14 protein-coding genes and 2 pseudogenes are annotated in these 17211 nt (G+C 68.7%); 8 read left to right on the top strand and 8 right to left on the bottom strand.

Annotation, left to right across the window (positions count from 1 at the left end; genetic code table 11):
• Positions 1-288 precede the first annotated feature (288 nt).
• On the top strand, positions 289-1113 hold the full coding sequence (locus tag BSE24067_RS12015) for an alpha/beta fold hydrolase (protein ID WP_151068559.1): 825 nt from the start codon (positions 289-291) through the stop codon (positions 1111-1113).
• 66 nt (positions 1114-1179) lie between these two features.
• Here BSE24067_RS12015 and proP read toward each other — a convergent pair whose 3' ends face one another.
• From proP to BSE24067_RS11980, 7 genes and pseudogenes are all read right to left on the bottom strand, one after another.
• Positions 1180-2649 carry a glycine betaine/L-proline transporter ProP gene (gene proP / locus BSE24067_RS12010; protein WP_151068560.1) on the bottom strand — a complete coding sequence of 490 codons (1470 nt, stop codon included), beginning with the start codon at positions 2647-2649 and terminating at the stop codon, positions 1180-1182.
• A gap of 537 nt (positions 2650-3186) precedes the next feature.
• Positions 3187-4254, bottom strand: coding sequence for a porin (locus BSE24067_RS12005; protein WP_151068561.1), 1068 nt, complete (start codon positions 4252-4254; stop codon positions 3187-3189).
• 228 nt (positions 4255-4482) lie between these two features.
• A pseudogene (locus BSE24067_RS12000) lies at positions 4483-4746 on the bottom strand (hypothetical protein); the annotation flags it as partial.
• 242 nt (positions 4747-4988) lie between these two features.
• Positions 4989-6890 carry a sigma-70 family RNA polymerase sigma factor gene (locus BSE24067_RS11995; protein WP_420883510.1) on the bottom strand — a complete coding sequence of 634 codons (1902 nt, stop codon included), beginning with the start codon at positions 6888-6890 and terminating at the stop codon, positions 4989-4991.
• Positions 6874-7188, bottom strand: coding sequence for a high-potential iron-sulfur protein (locus BSE24067_RS11990; RefSeq protein ID WP_151063253.1), 315 nt, complete (start codon positions 7186-7188; stop codon positions 6874-6876). Before BSE24067_RS11990 ends, BSE24067_RS11995 begins: the two co-directional genes overlap by 17 nt.
• 79 nt (positions 7189-7267) lie before the next feature.
• On the bottom strand, positions 7268-8536 hold the full coding sequence (locus tag BSE24067_RS11985) for a c-type cytochrome (protein WP_151063136.1): 1269 nt from the start codon (positions 8534-8536) through the stop codon (positions 7268-7270).
• A gap of 86 nt (positions 8537-8622) precedes the next feature.
• Positions 8623-10350: a methanol/ethanol family PQQ-dependent dehydrogenase gene (locus BSE24067_RS11980; protein ID WP_151063138.1), complete on the bottom strand. Its 1728-nt coding sequence runs from the start codon at positions 10348-10350 to the stop codon at positions 8623-8625.
• A 678-nt stretch (positions 10351-11028) separates the two neighbouring features.
• On the opposite strand from BSE24067_RS11980, the gene BSE24067_RS11975 reads away from it, so the two are divergent.
• Both BSE24067_RS11975 and BSE24067_RS11970 read left to right on the top strand, forming a co-directional pair.
• On the top strand, positions 11029-11172 hold the full coding sequence (locus BSE24067_RS11975; RefSeq protein WP_170297425.1) for a hypothetical protein: 144 nt from the start codon (positions 11029-11031) through the stop codon (positions 11170-11172).
• Positions 11127-11525, top strand: a pseudogene (locus BSE24067_RS11970) (TonB-dependent receptor domain-containing protein); the annotation flags it as partial. The gene BSE24067_RS11975 and the pseudogene BSE24067_RS11970, both read left to right, overlap by 46 nt.
• Here the strand turns inward: BSE24067_RS11970 and BSE24067_RS11965 are convergent.
• Entirely contained in the window at positions 11429-12502 is a 1074-nt protein-coding gene (locus tag BSE24067_RS11965; protein WP_151063140.1) for an alpha/beta fold hydrolase, read from the bottom strand. The pseudogene BSE24067_RS11970 and the gene BSE24067_RS11965 sit on opposite strands and share 97 nt — an antisense overlap.
• Positions 12503-12829: 327 nt before the next feature.
• On the opposite strand from BSE24067_RS11965, the gene BSE24067_RS11960 reads away from it, so the two are divergent.
• The 5 genes from BSE24067_RS11960 (at position 12830) to pqqD (ending at position 17210) form a co-directional block, all read left to right on the top strand.
• On the top strand, positions 12830-14848 hold the full coding sequence (locus BSE24067_RS11960) for a sigma-54-dependent Fis family transcriptional regulator (protein WP_151063142.1): 2019 nt from the start codon (positions 12830-12832) through the stop codon (positions 14846-14848).
• 300 nt (positions 14849-15148) lie between these two features.
• Entirely contained in the window at positions 15149-15223 is a 75-nt protein-coding gene (gene pqqA / locus BSE24067_RS11955) for a pyrroloquinoline quinone precursor peptide PqqA (RefSeq protein ID WP_006410019.1), read from the top strand.
• Between the two features lie 62 nt (positions 15224-15285).
• Positions 15286-16209 (top strand): pyrroloquinoline quinone biosynthesis protein PqqB, encoded by a 924-nt coding sequence (gene pqqB, locus BSE24067_RS11950; protein WP_151063144.1) that lies wholly within the window; start codon positions 15286-15288, stop codon positions 16207-16209.
• A gap of 3 nt (positions 16210-16212) precedes the next feature.
• Positions 16213-16932 (top strand): pyrroloquinoline-quinone synthase PqqC, encoded by a 720-nt coding sequence (gene pqqC / locus BSE24067_RS11945; RefSeq protein WP_151063146.1) that lies wholly within the window; start codon positions 16213-16215, stop codon positions 16930-16932.
• Positions 16929-17210: a pyrroloquinoline quinone biosynthesis peptide chaperone PqqD gene (pqqD, locus tag BSE24067_RS11940; RefSeq protein WP_151063148.1), complete on the top strand. Its 282-nt coding sequence runs from the start codon at positions 16929-16931 to the stop codon at positions 17208-17210. The genes pqqC and pqqD overlap by 4 nt, the downstream gene beginning before the upstream one ends.
• Position 17211: the final 1 nt, after the last annotated feature.

Genomic DNA, 17211 nt, shown 5'->3' with positions numbered 1-17211 from the left:
AGCGTCCGCGGGCGCCGCCAGCCGGCGTGACTGTGATCCGATTGCCCGACTAATCCTGTCGTGCCTTCACACCGTCGGCTTCGTCCGACGCGTCGTCGCCCTCCGGGATGGCGGACCGCATCCGCTGCGCGGCAACTCGTCGCCATTTGAAGCCTGCGTCGTCATTGGCAAATCGCTGCAACCTGTGCGATGATTCGCAGCTTCGCGCGCGTCGCAATACGCCGCTGAACACGGCACCCGCTGGCGGGCCGCCATCCATCGTCAAGACATCCACGAACCGGAGGCGGGATGCCCGCACTGACCCTTCGACGCAGCACGCTCCACTACCAGGATCACGGCACCGGCTTTCCGGTGCTGCTCGGCCACAGCTATCTGTGGGATTCGGCGATGTGGGCGCCGCAGATCGACGCACTGTCGAGCCGCTATCGCGTGATCGTGCCGGACCTGTGGGGCCATGGCGCGTCGGGCCCGCTGCCCGACTGCACGCATACGCTCGACGATCTCGCCGCGCAGGCGAGCGCGTTGCTCGACGCGCTCGAGATCGAGCAGTGCGCGGTCGTCGGCCTCAGCGTCGGCGGGATGTGGGGCGCGCGGCTCGCATTGCGCGAACCGCAGCGCGTGCGCTCGCTGGTGCTGATGGATGCGTCGCTCGAGGCCGAACCCGATGCGACGCGGCTGCGCTACTTCGGAATGCTCGATGCGATCGCCGCCGCAGGCACCATCGTGCCGCCGCTGCTCGATGCGATCGTGCCGCTGTTCTTCCGGCCGGACGTCAACCTGGCCGACCCGGTGCCGAGCGCGTTTCGCGCGGCGCTCGCGAGCCTGCCGGCCGACCGGCTGCGGGAATCGATCGTTCCGCTCGGCCGGCTGATCTTCGGGCGGCCGGATACGCTGGCGTCGCTCGCGGAACTGGACGCCGAACGTACGCTGCTGATGTGCGGCGCCGGCGACATGGCGCGCCCGCCGTCGGAAACCTTGAAGATGGCGAGCGTGATCGGCTGCCGGCATGTGCTGGTGCCGGACGCCGGCCATATTTCGAACCTGGAGAATCCGGCATTCGTCACGCGCACGCTGCTCGACTGGCTGGACGAGCAGCAGCTCGCGGCGGGCTGACCGTCAGGCGCGCGACGCCGGCGGCGGAGTGCCGCGCGGCATCGCGCGGCGGCACAACGGCCTGCGTTACGCGCGTTCGCCGATCGGCGTGAGTTTGCGCTCGCGCACGCGGCCGTCGTCGGCGCCACGGCGAATCAGGTCCTGCGCTTCCGCGCGGCTCGATACGCACGGCGCGGAACCCGGCAGCGGCCGCCGTGCGCTCTCGCGCAGCGCGAGCACCGACACGATGCCGATGAACGACGCGCCCATCAGGTAGTAGGCCGGCATCATCAGGTCGCCGGTGCGATCGACGAGCCATGCGGTGACGAGCGGCGTCGTGCCGCCGAACAGCGACACCGACACGTTGAAGCCGATCGCGAGCGCGCCGTAGCGGATGCGCGTCGGGAACAGCGCCGGCAGCGCCGACGGCATCACGCCGGTGAAGGTCGACAGCAGCGTGCCGTAGATCAGCATCCCGCCGAACACCGGCAGCATCCCGCCGGTGCGGATCGGCAGCAGCGCCGGCACCGACAGCACGAGCAGGCCGACACAGCCGAACATCATCACCGGCTTGCGGCCGAGCTTGTCCGACAGATGGCCCGCGTAGAGCGTCATCGGCATCATCAGCACCATCACGAGCAGCACCATGAAAAGGCCGTGCGTCTCGTTGAAGTGCAACGTCGCCGACAGATAGTTCGGCAGGTACGACAGCGCCATGTAGTCGGTCACGTTGAAGATCAGCACGAGGCCGACGCACTGCAGCAGCGGCTTCCACTGCTCGACGAGCAGCGCGCCGAACGACTGTTTCGGCCGCGCCCGTTCGTCGGCTTCGCGCGCGTCGGCTTCCCTCTTGAACGCGGGCGTCTCTTCCAGCTTGAGCCGCACGTACAGGCCGACGAGACCGAGCGGCCCGGCGATGAAGAACGGCACGCGCCAGCCCCACGACAGCAGCGCTTCCTGCGACAGCGTGGCCGTCAGGATCGCGACGGTGGCCGCGCCGAGCGTGTAGCCGATCAGCGTGCCGAACTCGAGGAAGCTGCCCATGAAGCCGCGGCGCCTGTCGGTCGAGAACTCGGCGATGAAGGTGGCTGCGCCGCCGTATTCGCCGCCGGTGGAGAAGCCCTGCACGAGGCGGGCGACGAGCAGCAGGACCGGCGCCATGATGCCGATCGACGCGTAGCTCGGGATCATGCCGATCGCGAAGGTGCCGACGGCCATCATGATCATCGTCGCGGCGAGCACGCGCTGGCGGCCGATGCGGTCGCCGAGCGGGCCGAACACCATGCCGCCGAGCGGGCGCACGAGGAACGCGGCCGCGAACGTGCCGAACGTGGCGAGCAACTGCGCGGACGGGCTGCTCGACGGGAAGAACACCTTGCCGAGCGTGACGGCGATATAGCTGTAGACGCCGAAGTCGAACCATTCCATCGCGTTTCCGAACGCCATTGCGCCGACCGCGCGTTTCAGCACGGCAGGGTCGACGATCGTGACGTCGTCCAGCTTGAGGGCCTTGCGCGAAGACCGGGCTTTCGCGGGGTGCGCTTGCGATGAACTCAATGAACGCTCCTGGAAGGGCCTTCGCGGCTGGCCGAGCAGCGGCGCGGCGGCAGGGGCGCGTGACTGTCGGGGCGAAGGCGGTTGTCTCTGGATCGCCGTGATGTCGGTGGCGCGGCGCGCGGCATGCGACACCCGGCAAGCGTGTGTTGGTGTGAAGCAGTGTAGAGAAACGGATGGAGCGGACTATCGGTCATGCGCCCGGAAACCGGTCGTAAACGACACGGATGGCGCACGCAGGCAACTCGCCGCACGACATTTCGGCGCATGTGCATGTCAGGCGGGGGCGGTACGGGTCGTGCCGGTGGCGGTCTATACCGGGGCCGCCCGGACTGCGACTGTGGCGCACACGCACGCGCGTGCCGATACGTCGCGCGTCGCGCGAGCATGACGGCGGCACGGCACGGTACGCGCGAAGCCTTACGCGATGAAGCCGGCGCAGAATCCGGACGCATCGCTGCAACCCGGATTCTGCGCAGATCGATTCGCACTGCGAATGCATGACGGCGGCGATCCGGCGCAGCAATCACCGCCGGTGCATCAGAACATGTGGCGGATCCCGAGGTTCGCACCGACGGTCGTGCCGGTGACCGCATACAGCGCGTTGTTGATGCCGAGCCCGGTGTTCATCGCGCCGTGGTTATTGACCATCGCGACCTGCGCATACAGCGCGGTTGCCTTCGACAGGCTGTACGTCGCGCCAAGCGCCGCGAGCAGCGAGTGATTGGCCGTGTCGTTGCGATCGCTGGTGAACCACACGCCGCCATTCAGGTCGACCGCCGGCGTCGCCTGGTAGTCGAGGCCGCCGCCGTACACGTTGTTGCTGAATGATCCGCCGACCTTGTAGCTCGCGAATGACGCCTTCGCGGTGAGCGGGCCGAACCGGTACGCAGCGCCGATCGTGCGTCCGACGAATGCGACCGTGCTCGGCGTTGGCGTGGGGTTGGTGCCGTCGTTGCCGTCGTAGAACGCGGCGTCGACCATGAAGCCGTCGTGCTCGTACTTGACGCTCGCCGAATATTGGCGGCCGGCCTGGAAGTCGCCGGCCTTGCCGCCGAATGCGAACATCGCGCTGCCGGTTAGGCCGGCGATCGTCGGGCTCGTGTACGACACGGCGTTCGGGTTGAACAGGCCGGTCACGAGCACGTTGTCGACGTAGTTGATCAGCCCGCTGCCGAAGTGCGAGAAGCCGCGCGGATCCGAATCGAAAATCGCGAGCAGGAACGGCGAGTACTGCACGCCGGCCTTGATCGTGCCGAAGCCGCCGTCGAGCCCTACCCATGCCTGGCGGCCGAAGAAGTTGCCGTTCGAATGGTTGAACGCGCCGTTGGTCACGGCGAAGCCGCTTTCGAGCTGAAATTTCGCCTTGAGGCCGCCGCCGAGATCCTCGGTGCCGGTCATTCCGAACGTCGTCGGCGTCATGCCGGTGTCGGTCATCGCGAACTGATGGCCGGCGTTCGCGCCGGTGGCTGCGTCGAGCGTCTTGCTCGTGTACAGCAATGCGGCGTCGAGGTTGCCGTACAGCGTCACGCTGCTTTGCGCGAAGCTGCCGGTGCTGGCCAGTGCGCCCGCGAGTGCGGCACAGCCGATCACGATTCTGCTTTTCATTGGGGTGTCTCCAGTGTTGTGGTGTCGTACGTCGATGCATCGAACAGCGGATGCGACGGGTGCCCGCATGGCGGGCGCCGTCGCGCACGTCGCGCACGCGGGATGGGGCGCGGCTGGGCGCACGTGGGCGGCCGGATAGCAGCCGCGCGCGACGCGTTCATGGCGCGGATGAGCGCCGGAACGCGCGTGCGTCGAAGATGTCGGGTGAGGCCGGCCGCTTCGTCAGACCATCGTGCCGAGCCGGTGGCCCGACACGTTCAGCACGTCGTCGATGCGGCCCACGATCGTGAAGTAGCCGGTGTCCTTGTCGCGCACCGTGCCGTCGCGTGCGAGACGCGCCCAGAAGCCTTCGTAATCGCGCTCGGCTTCGGCGGCCAGTGCGCGGTAGGCCGGCATGCCGGAGATGGTCGCCGGCTCGCGCGCGTCGGCCGTCGGTTCGAAGATTCTGTTCTCCTGAAGAATCGATACGAGGGCGGTCAAGGTGTTCTCCATGGAAATCGTCCGGTGTAGCGTGACTGTCGAAACGCAACTTGCATGCCAATCGACGGGAGGATCGGCTGCAACGGCGTGCGGTCGCGATGCCGCGCGGCTTCCGGCGTTCGATCCGCAGTGCCGGGCACGGACAGACGATGATCGGCGTTCCTGGCGGCGTACGCGTTGCGTCGAAATGCAGCAGCCGGTGTTGCAGGCGTCAACATGGCGAGCGGCACGCGGCGTGCGCGCAGAATGCCGTGCTACGCGATGAACGACCGGAGCGCGCCCAGCGCGTCGGATTCGCGCAGGCGGGCAAGTGCCGACGCCTCGATCTGCCGCACGCGTTCGGCGGACAGGTTCAACTGGCGGCCGATGTCGCGCAGCGAGCAGCCTTCGTCGGTGTACAGCCCGTAGCGCAGCCTCAGGACCGTCGCTTCGCGCGGCGGCAGCCGGTCGATCGCGGCGGCGATTGTTCTGCGCAATTGCGTGGCGCCGGCGGCATCCTCGGGCGACGGCGACGACAAGTCCGGCGCGACGTCGGCGAACGTCATGTCGCCTTCCGGCGAGATCGGCACGTCGGCCGATACCGGTTCCTTCACGATCGCCATCAAGTCGCGCACCTTGTCGACCGGTTCGTCCATGCGCGCGGCCAGTTGCGCGAGCGTTGCCGCCGTGCCCGCGCGCTGCCGATGCGCGCGGGCGACCCGCGTGAGCTTGTTCAGCGCATCGACCGTGTGCGTCGGCACGCGGATCGTGCGGCCGAGATCGGCGAGGGCATGCGTGATCGCCTGCCGGATCCACCACGTCGCGTAGGTCGAGAACCGGAAGCCGCGCCGGTAGTCGTAGCGCTCGATTGCCTTCAACAGGCCGATGTTGCCTTCCTGGATGAGGTCGGCGAACGGCAGCCCGCGATCGGGATAGCGCTTCGCGATCGACACGACGAGCCGCAGGTTCGCGTCGAACAGCGCTGTACGGGCCGGTTGCATCGCGCGCTCGATTGCGTCGACGCGCGCATCGAGCGTCGCGGTCGCGGCGGGCGGAAGCGCCGATGTCCGGGCATCGCGCAGGATCGTGTCGCGTGCGTCGACGAAGTCGGCGGCACGCCGTGTCAATGCCGGGCCGCAGGACGGATGCGCGGCGATGCATGACGCGAGCCAGCCCGCGTGATCGTCGTCGGCCGCGTGCGCGAACGACGGCGGCACGCCCGCGTCGGCCAGCATGCGCGCGAGCCGGCCCCGCAGCACGCGTTGCCGGCGTGCGCGGGCGCGCAACGGTTCGCTCATCCGCTCGAGCGCGCGTGCGGACAGGTGCAGCGTGCCGAGCAACGCGGCGGCGTCGCTGACGTGCGTGCGATACGCGGCCGACGCCGTGCCGCCGCATGCGAGTGCCGCGCGCATGCCGTGGGCGAGTGCGTCGAGGCCGGCGAGCCGCGCCACGATCGCGTCGCGCGCGGCGGAATCGTCGTGGCGTGGGTCCGTGTCGCTGTTTTCGACATCGTGAGCGGCTTCACCGGCGAGTGCCGGCGAAGCGTGTGCCTCTGCGTTGACAGACCTTGCATCATCGCCGTCGCCATCGGCAACACAGATCACATAGATCGATGCGGCGGCCCGGCAATCGGCGATTTCCGTGCGGATGGCGATCAGCGCATCGAGGGCATCGGGGTCGCCGCACAGCACCGCGACCGATGCCGCGCGGCCGCGCTCGAGCCGCCGCGCATACGCGAATTCCTGGTCGCGCGTGAGGAGCGGCGTCATGCCCATGTCGCGCAGGTACAGCCGGACCGGATCGGTCGTCCGCGGCGCGAGCAGGTCCGCGGCGGCAATCGGGCCGGCGCCGTCGGCCCACCCGCGCGCCGGCGGCGCCGGCCGGAAGTGGCGGTCGAGCGACCAGCCATTCGCGGTATCGGCGCGCTCGCATACGGCGATGCCGAGCTCGCCGAGCGCCGCGGCCGCCGCGTCGATGCCGCCTTCGTGCGCGTCGTCGTCGGGCAGCGCGTCGATGATGTCGCCGCGCGTGACGAACCCGCGCGCCAGGCCCGTCGCGATCAGCGCATGAAGATGCGCGGCGGCGTGCGGCAGCGTGCCGTCGTCGCCGCCGGCCGCGGCGACCGGTGCGGGCCGCGCGGGCATCCCGCCGCGCGCCGCGTCACGCGCGCTTCGCATATACGTTGCACCAGCCGTCCGCCGCGACCGACTTGCCGCCGAACATCGGACACGAGCCGGTCGCATCGGCCGCCTCGCCCTTGTAGAAGCGGCAGTTCGAGCAGCGCTGGCCGGCCTGGTATTTCGGGAACTGCGCGGCGTCGACGCTCGATGCGTGCGCGCGATAGCCGAGCGTCTTCGCGGCGGCGTCGTTCTCGTCGACGAGCGGCGGCGCCGCGAAGGCCGCACGCGTGGCGGCGAGCGTCGCGCACAGGCCGATGGCGTGGATGAAGAAGGTTCTACGAGAGGTCGGATGCATCACGGTCGTTTCCTGGTGAAGATGAAATCGTGGGGAAGGGCGCGGCTCGCGTCGCATCGCGAAGCCGCCGGGCGCGCTGTCACTGGCTCGCGTCCTTGTGTCCGGCCGGACCGACGACGAGCGGCGCCGTCGATGCGCGCGCGGCATCGGCCGTCAGCTTCGTCTTGCTCGCGACATAGCCGTTCGACGCGAGCAGGAACGCCATCAGGTCCGCGTATTCGTCGTCCTTGAGCTTGCCGGGCTGATCCGCCGGCATGTTGGTCGCCATGTAGCCGAACACGCCGCCGATCGTCAGGTGCGAATGCGACAGCGGCGCGAACGACGGGCCGCTCAGCGCGGGCGCGGTGTTGCCTTCGAGATCGGCGCCGTGGCATTTCGCGCACGCACTGCCGTAGATCTGCTTGCCATGCGCGGCTTGCGCGGCGTCGAATGCGGGCGCGGCGTCGCCCCCGCTCGCGGCGATGCGGATGAAGCGGCCGCCAGCGGATGCATTGCGCGCGTGCAGCAAGCCGACAGACGTGCGGCCGCCGGCCGCCATCGCACCGTCGAGGAAGCGCGCCGGCATGCGCGACCCGTGCGACTCATGCGCTTCGAGCGCACTGCCGGGGAGCGCCCACTTGCGCGTCAGCGCGGCGAGCCGGCCATCGTTCTTCATTTGGGTGAGCGCTGCATCGATACGCTGCTGCAACGCGGCCGAGCGCGGCGCGAACGCGAACGTGAGCTGCCACTCCGCATACGGCGACGACGTCGCGCCGATACGGAACGCCTGCTTCGGATGCGTGGCTTGGTACGCGACGACCGCCGGATACCAGACGATCGCGCGATGTGCACGACCGCGGGCGACCGCGTCCACCGTCTGCGCGGACGTGTTCTCGAGATCGAAGCGCGCGTCCTTCTGCTGGACCGCGATCAGTTGCGCGGGGCTCGCGTAAGTGGCCGCGACGATTTCGCGGCCGGGCGCCGGCGTGCCGGCGTCGCGGCGCGTGACGCTCACGTAGCCCGAGCGCAGGTAGCCCTGCGAGAACAGCAGCTTCGTGTCGGACGCGTCGGCGATCGCCGAGCGCGGGAAGCCGGCGAGCACGTCGCAATCGCGTTCGAGGATGCCGGCGAGTTCGTGCGCGGACACGCCGTCGTCGTCGCTGCCGCCGGCTTCGTGCGCGGAAAACGTTGCGGCGATGCCGGCCGTGCGAAACGCGTCGCGGGCGACGGCCTTGTCGAGCGCGGCCGTCGGCGTACCGGGCAGCGAGCAGACGCGCACCGGCGTCGCGGCCGTGGCCGGCGCCGGGGTCAGCGCGGCGCCGGCCGCGAACGCACAGGCCGCGGCGACGCGGGAATATCGGATGTTCATGATCGGACGCTCGGTTGAAAAGAGTAACGAGGGGGAACGCACCCGCGCCGGCGGCGCGGGCGTCATGCGGTTGAATGGGACGACGCTCAGCCGCGGTTCAGCGCGAACACGTACAGCGTGCCGCCGCGCGGCACATCGTCCGCCGCCTTCGCCATCGGGCCGCCCCAGATCGGGTTCGCGCCGCCGTAGCCGGCGAGCACCGCTACGTACTCCTTGCCGTCGACTTCAAACACGGACGGCTGCGCGATGATCCCGCTCGCGAGCTTCGGGCTTTCCCACAGCACCTTGCCGGTCGACACGTCGAACGCGTACAGGTGGCCGTCGAGCGAGCCGCTGAACGCGAGGCCGCTCGCGGTCGTCGCGACGCCGCCGTTCCACGGCAGCTTGCTCCAGTGACTCCACACCTTCTTGCCGGTGTTCACGTCGATCGCCTGCAGTTCGCCGTAGCCTTCGCTGCCCGGCTCCGGCTTGATCTCGAAGCCTTCGCCGAGATACGGCAGCCCTTCCATATAGGTGACCGATTTGCCCGACAGGCTCATGCACGCATGCAGCGACGGCACGATCGCGAGATGACGCTCGGGGTCGTACGACACCGACCACCAGTTCTTGCCGCCGAGGAAGCTCGGGCACGTATCGATCGTCGTGCCGACCTTCGGATACTTCGCGGGATCCTGGATCGGCGCACCGTCTTCCGTGTAGCCGGTGACCGACGTCGCCTTCACGAACGGCTCCGCGTAGATCAGCTTGCCGCTGTCGCGGTCGATCGCGTGGAAGTAGCCGTTGCGGTCCGCGTGGATGATCGCGTCGTGTTCCTTGCCCTTGTACTTGATCGTCGCGAGCACGGGCGTGTTGACGCCGTCATAGTCCCAGGTGTCGTGCTTCGTGTACTGGTAGTGCCACTTGAGTTCGCCGTTCTTCGGATCGAGCGCGAGCAGCGAATCGGAGTACAGGTTGTCGCCGGGGCGCAGGTCCGCGAGCCACGGCCCCGGGTTGCCGACGCCCCAGTACAGCGTGCGCGTCGCCGCGTCGTAGGTGCCGGTGAGCCACGCCGGTGCGCCGCCGTGCGCCTGCATCCCGTCGGGCCACGTGTCGCCATGCTTCTCGCCCTGGCCGGGGATCGTGAAGCGCTTCCACAGCACCGAGCCGTCGTTCGGGCTGAGTGCGGCGATGAAGCCGCGCGCACCGTATTCGCCGCCCGAGCTGCCGACGACGATCGCGCCGTCGATCGCGAGCGGCGCGAGTGAGAACGCGTAGCCGAGCCCCGGCTCGAACATCTGCTTCTTCCACACGAGCGCGCCGGTCTGCGCATCGAGCGCGGCTACTTCGCCGCTCAGCATCGCGACGTAGACGTTCTTGCCGTACAGCGCGACGCCGCGGTTCACGACGTCGCAGCACGCCGTCTTGAACGATTCTGCTCCGAGCTTCGGCTCGTATTTCCACAGTTGCGCGCCGGTGGCCGCGTCGAACGCATATACGTTGTCCTTCGGCGTGGTCACGAACAGGTAGCGGCCGTTGACGATCGGCGTCGCTTCGAAACCCTGCTTCAACTCGGCCGGAAACTTGTAGCTCCACGCCTGCGTGAGCTGCTTCACGTTTGACGGCTCGATCTGCTTGAGCGGCGAATGCGCGTGGCCGTTGTATGTGCGGTAGTAGGTGAGCCAGCCCGGATCGCGCTGCGCATCGGTGAGACGCTGGTACGTGACGGCCTGGTAATCCGCGGCGGCATTCACGAAGCCGGGATTGAAGACGACCGCGGCTGCCGCCGCGATGCCGATCATTGCCAGTCGGCTCGTCGAAGCCGAGAGTTTTTTCATGGTTGTCTCCTGAGTCATTGTGGTCGCACCGCGGCCAACATCCGGCCAGGCCGGCTCGGTGGGGTTCCGGGTTCAGTGCGCTGCCAATCACGCAAATCGCATGCCATTGCGCAGCGAGCCTTGCCGTGCAACGCAGAGCGGGAAATCGCGCGCGCTGCGGCCACGCGCGCGGTGCAGCGCAGTTGATCCGCGTGTGTTGCGTTCGGGGACAGCCGTTGCCCGAGTGTTGCGAAACATGACAGTGCGTCGATGGGGGGATGGTGCGCAGCGGGCGCGTTTCGATGGCGGCGGCGGCGCGGGCGCGCGTCTGGACGCTGCCGATGACCGTCGGGTGATGCACCCGGATTTCCGGCCGCGTGTGCGCGATGTCGCGCCGCGGCGATGTGCACGTGATCGGCAGCCGGCGTGGCGCCGCGCTCGCGTCAATGCCGCGGCGCTGATCCAAATTGACACAGGTGCAACAGCGTTGGCACGAACCGCAACAGCGACGCACGGCACTTCCCGGCGCGGTCGCGGCAACCAGGCACCCGGTCGGACGATTCGCACATCGGCATGTTTCTTGCCGCTGTCGGTGCGCCGCGAGACAGCCAACGTGATGTTGAACGAGGTCGCGCGATGCAACATTGCCGACCGCCGCCGCGTCGCTACGGATAACGATATAAAAAGAGGAGACGGAAGATGAAGGGAGCGCACGCACCGAAGCGCCGCGTCGTCGCACGGCGCGCGAGCGTCACGGTGTGCTTCGGCGGGCTGCTCGGCGGCTGGCTGATGCCGGCGTCCGCGCCGGCGACCGCATACCGGGGATTCCGTCGCGCACCGTGAAGTTGCGGCTGGACTATGCGGCGACGCCGGAACGGGACGTCGGCGCGAACGTCACGTACCGCAGCGGCGTATTCGCGCGCGGCGACGAGAACAACGAGGACGTCAACGGCAAGATCCCGAGCTATTGCCTGATCGATGTCGACACGACGTGGCAAGTCACGAAACACGTGCAACTGTTCGCGTCGGTGACGAACCTGCTCGACAAGCGCTATGCGAGCTTCGCGATGCTCGGCCGCAGCTTCTTCAACGGCCCGAATCACGAGTTCGACGGGTTCAAGCCCGTCAACGAGCAGTTCGTCGGGCCGGGCGCGCCGCGCGGTGCGTGGATCGGCGCGCGCCATGCGTGGGACTGAGCGGGCGCGTCGGTGTGCTGCGGGGCGCCGGCTGCCGTGACGCCGAGCATGTCGCGCACCGCGCGTGCGACGCCACGCGCAAGCGCATCGTCGGTCGCCAGATGCCCGGCGGCCACGCGTTCGACGATCGCGGCCGGCACCGCGCGCGCGAGACGATCGACGTTATCGACCGGACATACGCGGTCGCGCGTGCCATGCACCGCGTGGATCGGCACGCCGGCTTGCGCGGCCTGTCGCGCGAGCGCGAGCAGCCGGCGCTCGCCGAGCCAGCAATTGCGCCGCAGGTAGTGCGCCTGGATCCGGTATTTGGCGATCAGGCGATCGATGGCGGGTTGCGTCGGCCTTGCCCCACGTGCCGGCTGCCCGGTGAGGATCGCGTCTTCATACGCGTTCCACGCGAGCGCGATCGCACGTTGTCGCGCCGCGGCGGCGCCGGGCTGCAAATGCCGCGCGCAGTTGGCGATCAGACGATGCGCGCACGCCGTGCCGGCGGCGGCCGTCAGGCGTCGCCATGCTCGCGGCGCTTGCGCACGTGCGCCGACGAACAGGCCGCGCACTTCGCGCGGCGACGTGAGGAACAACCCGCGCAGCACGACGCCTGTCACGCGACACGGATGCCGTCCCGCATACGCGAGCGCGAGCGCCGCGCCCCACGATCCGCCGACGACGCCCCAGCGCGCGATGCCGAATTGCGCACGCAGCGCGTCGAGGTCGCCGACGAGGCGCATCGTGTTGTTGTGACGCAGGCCGCCGCGCGGTGTCGACGCGCCCGCGCCACGCTGATCGACCAGCACGACGCGCATGCGCGTCAGGTCGAACAGGCGCAGTACGGCAGGACGGCTGCCGCTGCCGGGGCCGCCGTGCAGCACGACCACCGGGTCGCCGAGCGGATTGCCGGCTTCGGTCCACGCGATCGTGCACGCGTCGCGCGACAGCCGGCGCGCGGCGAGGGGGAAATGGCGGGGCGATTGCGTCATGTCGATCGTGCGTCACGAGAAAAGGGGGCTGCCGTGCGCTGGGCGGCCGGCGGCGAAACGAAACGTATGAAGCCAGAATCGCGCCCGTGATCAAGATAGGGATTCGTCCGGGTGGCGATTCGCCCGCGTTTCGCGCTATCACGTTCGCGATGCCGGACCGCGCTGCGCTACGTGCGTCCCGTCGACATGCTTGCGTTTTCCTTTCATATCGGGCCGAGCAGCACCGCGGCCGGCCGACGCGTGGCGCGGAACACGTCGTGGCCCGATGTTTGCTTGCCTCTACGGCAAAGAGTCCGGCACCGACCGGAAGGATCCCCGGAGGAGACAATGCGCGATGACGTTCATCCGACGGCCAACGCACGGGCCACGCATGCGCCCGGCTGGCCGACGCCGACGATCCAGAAATCCCATCAGCGGTCCGAGACGTTCGGCCTGCAGGCGTCCGCACGTCCCGACTACGACGTGCTGTCCGGCGCCGCACTCGCGCTCAAGCGCGAACAGAACCGCGTGCTGTGCGTGCATGCGATGCCGGTGATGGAAACGCTGCACGAGCAGATCGTCAATACGCAAAGCATGATCGTGCTCACCGATGCGGAAGGGCTGATCCTGCATTCGATCGGCGACGACGACTTCCTGCGGCGCGCGGAACGCGTCGCGCTGCGCCCCGGCGCGAACTGGGCGGAGAACCGGCAGGGCACCAACGCGATCGGCACCGCGCTCGCGGAGCTGTGCCCGATGGTCGTGCACGGCGACCAGCACTTCCTGGCTGCGAATCATTTCCTGACCTGCTCGAGCGTGCCGATCCTCGACCCGTACGGCGATGCGATCGGCGTGCTCGACGTGACGGGCGACCATCGCAGCTATCACCAGCACACGATGGCGCTCGCGAAGATGTCGGTGCAGATGATCGAGAACCACCTGTTCACGACGACGTTCCAGGAGACGCTGCAGGTGTCGTTTCACGGCCGCCCCGAATTTCTCGGCACGCTGATGGAAGGCATCGTCGCGTTCACGGCCGACGGCCGCTTCCTGTCGGCGAATCGCAGCGCGCAGTTTCAGCTCGGGATGCCGCTCGCGGCGCTGCGCGCGCATACGCTCGCGTCGCTGTTCGACGTGACGAGCGCGCAGCTGATCGACCGGATGCGCGCGAGCACCGAGCCGCACGTGTCGCTGAACCTCGGCAACGGCGCGGTGGTGTGCGCGCGTGTGCAATTCCGGCGCGCGTTGCGGGCCGAGGGCAGCCGGCCCGCCGAAGTGCACGACGGCGCCGCGCCGCCCGCGCGGCCGGCAGCGGCGCAGGGCGCGGCGAGCCTGTCGCGGCTCAGCTATCTCGACACCGGCGATCCGCAGGTCGCGGCGGTAATCGCGAAGGTCCGCAAGGTGATCGGCAAGGACATCCCGGTGCTGATCACCGGCGAGACCGGCACCGGCAAGGAACTGCTCGCGCAGGCGATTCACAATGATTCGCCGCGCCGCGACGGTCCATTCGTCGCCGTCAACTGCGCGTCGATTCCGGAGACGCTGATCGAATCCGAGCTGTTCGGCTACGAGGAGGGCGCGTTTACCGGCGCACGCCGCAAGGGCGCGACGGGCAAGCTGCTGCAGGCGAACGGCGGCACGCTGTTTCTCGACGAGATCGGCGACATGCCGTATCCGCTGCAGGTGCGGCTGCTGCGCGTGCTGCAGGAGCGCATCGTCAATCCGCTCGGCTCGACGAAGGCGATCGGCGTCGACATCGCGATCATCTGCGCGACGCACCGCGACCTGCGCGACATGATTGCGCAGAACCGTTTCCGCGAGGACCTGTACTACCGGCTCAACGGCCTCGTCGTGCGCCTGCCGCCGCTGCGCGACCGCACCGATCTCGCGGTGGTCGTCCAGAAGATGCTGCAGCGGGAGACGCTGTCGGGGCCCGGCCGCCGGCCGCTGAGCGTCGCGCCCGACGTGATGGCGCTGTTCGAGCGCTGCACATGGCCCGGCAACTTCCGGCAGCTCGCGAATCTGCTGCGCACCGCGGCCGCGATGGTCGACGACGACTGCGAGATCCGCTGCGAGCATCTGCCGGACGATTTCTTCGACGACGTGCGGCGCGCCAGTGCGCGCACGGCGCAGCACGGTTGCGCGGCGCCGGCGCCGTCTGCCGGGGAAACCGCTCCGCTCGCGCCGGTGCCGGCCGCTTGCGATGCGCGGCTGCAGGACGTGGCGGCTTCCGCGATCGCGGCCGCGCTCGCGCGTCATGGCGGCAACGTGTCGGCCGCTGCCCGTGCACTCGGCGTGTCGCGCAATACGATCTATCGGAAGATGCCGGCCGCCGGAACGGACCCGCGGGAGGCCGGCGAACATTGACGGCGGCCGCGAGTGTCACGCGGGTGTGTCAGGTTGCAACACCCGGTGTTCACGGATTCAACACCTGTTCAATCCGCCGCGCGCACCGTGAGCCATCGCTCGATGGTTTCTGAAATGTATTCGTATTGTAATCGTAAGAATGCCGGCGCCGCGAGTACCCGGCGGCTGCCGCATGCACGCGCACGCCGCTGCATGACGCACAACCGGCCCCGGCATGCTCCTTGCTGAATGGGTATCGGCTGCTCGATCGATGCGGCTGTTTCGAATCACCAGCTCACCAACTCAACAAGGAGACACATCATGCAGTGGACGACCCCCGCATATACCGACCTGCGTTTCGGCTTCGAAATCACGATGTACATCGCCAACCGCTGATCGCGCGCGCAGTGCCGCCCGCATCGACGACACGTTGCGGGCGGCACCGGGAGCACACGCAGATGAAGATCACGATACTGGGCTCGGGCGCCGGCGGCGGGCTGCCGCAATGGAACTGCAACTGCGGCAACTGCCGCCGTGCGCGCGCCGGCACCGACGGCATCGTGCCGCGCACGCAATCGTCGATCGCGGTCAGCGGCAACGGGATCGACTGGGTGCTGGTGAACGCATCGCCGGACATCCTCGCGCAGTTGCGCGCGGCGCCCGATCTGCAGCCGGCCCGCGAGATCCGCGACAGCGCGATCGTCGCCGTCGTGCTGTGCGACGCGCAGATCGATCACGTGACGGGCCTGCTGATGCTGCGCGAGCGCACGTCGCCGCTGCCGCTGTACGCGAGCGCGCCGGTGCTCGACGATCTGTCGACCGGCTTGCCCATCGTGCCGCTGCTTGGTCATTACTGCGGCGTCGACGTGCACGCGATCGCACCGGGCGAACCGTTCGCGATTCCGGGCGCCGCCGGCCTGCGCTTCACCGCCGTGCCGGTCGACAGCAAGCCGCCGCCTTATTCGCCGCGCCGCGACGCGAGCGTGGAAGGCGACAACATCGCACTCCTGATCGAAGATGCGCGGACCGGCCGGCATGCGTTTTATGCACCGGGGCTTGCCGACGTCGACGACGGTGTGCGCGCCGCGATGCGCGATGCCGATCTCGTCCTGGTCGACGGCACGTTCTGGACCAGCACGGAGATGATCGATCTCGGCCTGTCGTCGAAGCAGGCGGCCGACATGGGCCATCTCGCGCAGTGCGGCGATGCAGCGCGGCCGGGGATGATCGACCGGCTGCGGCTGTTGCCCGCGCGCACGCGCAAGGTCCTCACGCATATCAACAATACGAATCCGATTCTCGACCCCGGCTCCGTGCAGCGTGCGAAATTGCGCGAGCACGGGATCGAGGTCGCCCACGACGGCATGCAATTCGAGGTTTGACCGATGAACGCACCGATTCCCGCCGCGGCGCTGCACGCGACGCCCTGGAGCGCGGAGGAATTCGAGGCGCGCCTGCGCGCGCTCGAATCGCGCTACCACATCCATCATCCGTTCAACCGGCGCCTGAACGCCGGCGCGTGTTCGCCGGCGCAGATCCGCGGCTGGGTCGCGAACCGCTTCTACTATCAGGTCAGCATTCCGCTGAAGGACGCGGCGATTCTGTCCAATTGCCCCGATCGCGATACGCGCCGGTTGTGGGTCGAGCGCATTCTCGACCATGACGGCCATGGCGATCAGGAGGGCGGAATCGAAGCGTGGGCACGGCTCGGCGAAGCGGTCGGGATCGAGCGCGCGCAATTGTGGTCGCTCGAGCACGTGCTGCCCGGCGTGCGGTTCGCGGTCGATGCGTACGTGAATTTCGCGCGGCGCGCGCCGTGGCAGGAAGCCGTGTGCTCGTCGCTGACCGAGATGTTCGCGCCGCAGATTCACCTCGACCGGCTCGCCGGCTGGCCGTCGCACTATCCGTGGATCGATGCTGAAGGGCTGCATTATTTCCGCAGTCGCGTGCCGCTCGCGCAGCGCGACGTCGAGCACGGGCTCGCGGTCACGCTGCGCCATTTCACGACCCCGGAAGCGCAGCGGCGCGCGCTCGACATCCTGTCGTTCAAGCTGGATGTGCTGTGGTCGATTCTCGATGCGATTGAAAAGGCGTACCCAGCATGAACACCAACGACGCCGTCAGCGGCGTGCCGCTGCGCCCCTCGCTGAGGGGCATGTACCGCCTGCAGTGGGAGGCGGCCCAGGATGCCTACGTGCTGCTGTACCCGGAAGGAATGGTCCGGCTCAACCCGAGCGCGGGCGAGATCCTCGTGCGTTGCGACGGCACGCGCGAGCTCGACGACATCATCGGCGAACTCGAGCAGCTGTTCAGCACGTCGGATCTCGCGTCGGACGTCTACCGCTTCCTCGATCATGCGCGACTGCGCGGCTGGCTCGACTGAC

Origin of the sequence: Burkholderia latens (assembly GCF_902499045.1) — a bacterium.
Lineage (GTDB): Bacteria > Pseudomonadota > Gammaproteobacteria > Burkholderiales > Burkholderiaceae > Burkholderia > Burkholderia latens.
The sequence above is the reverse complement of the archived record's forward strand: the minus strand, read 5'-3'. Positions and strand labels throughout refer to the sequence as shown.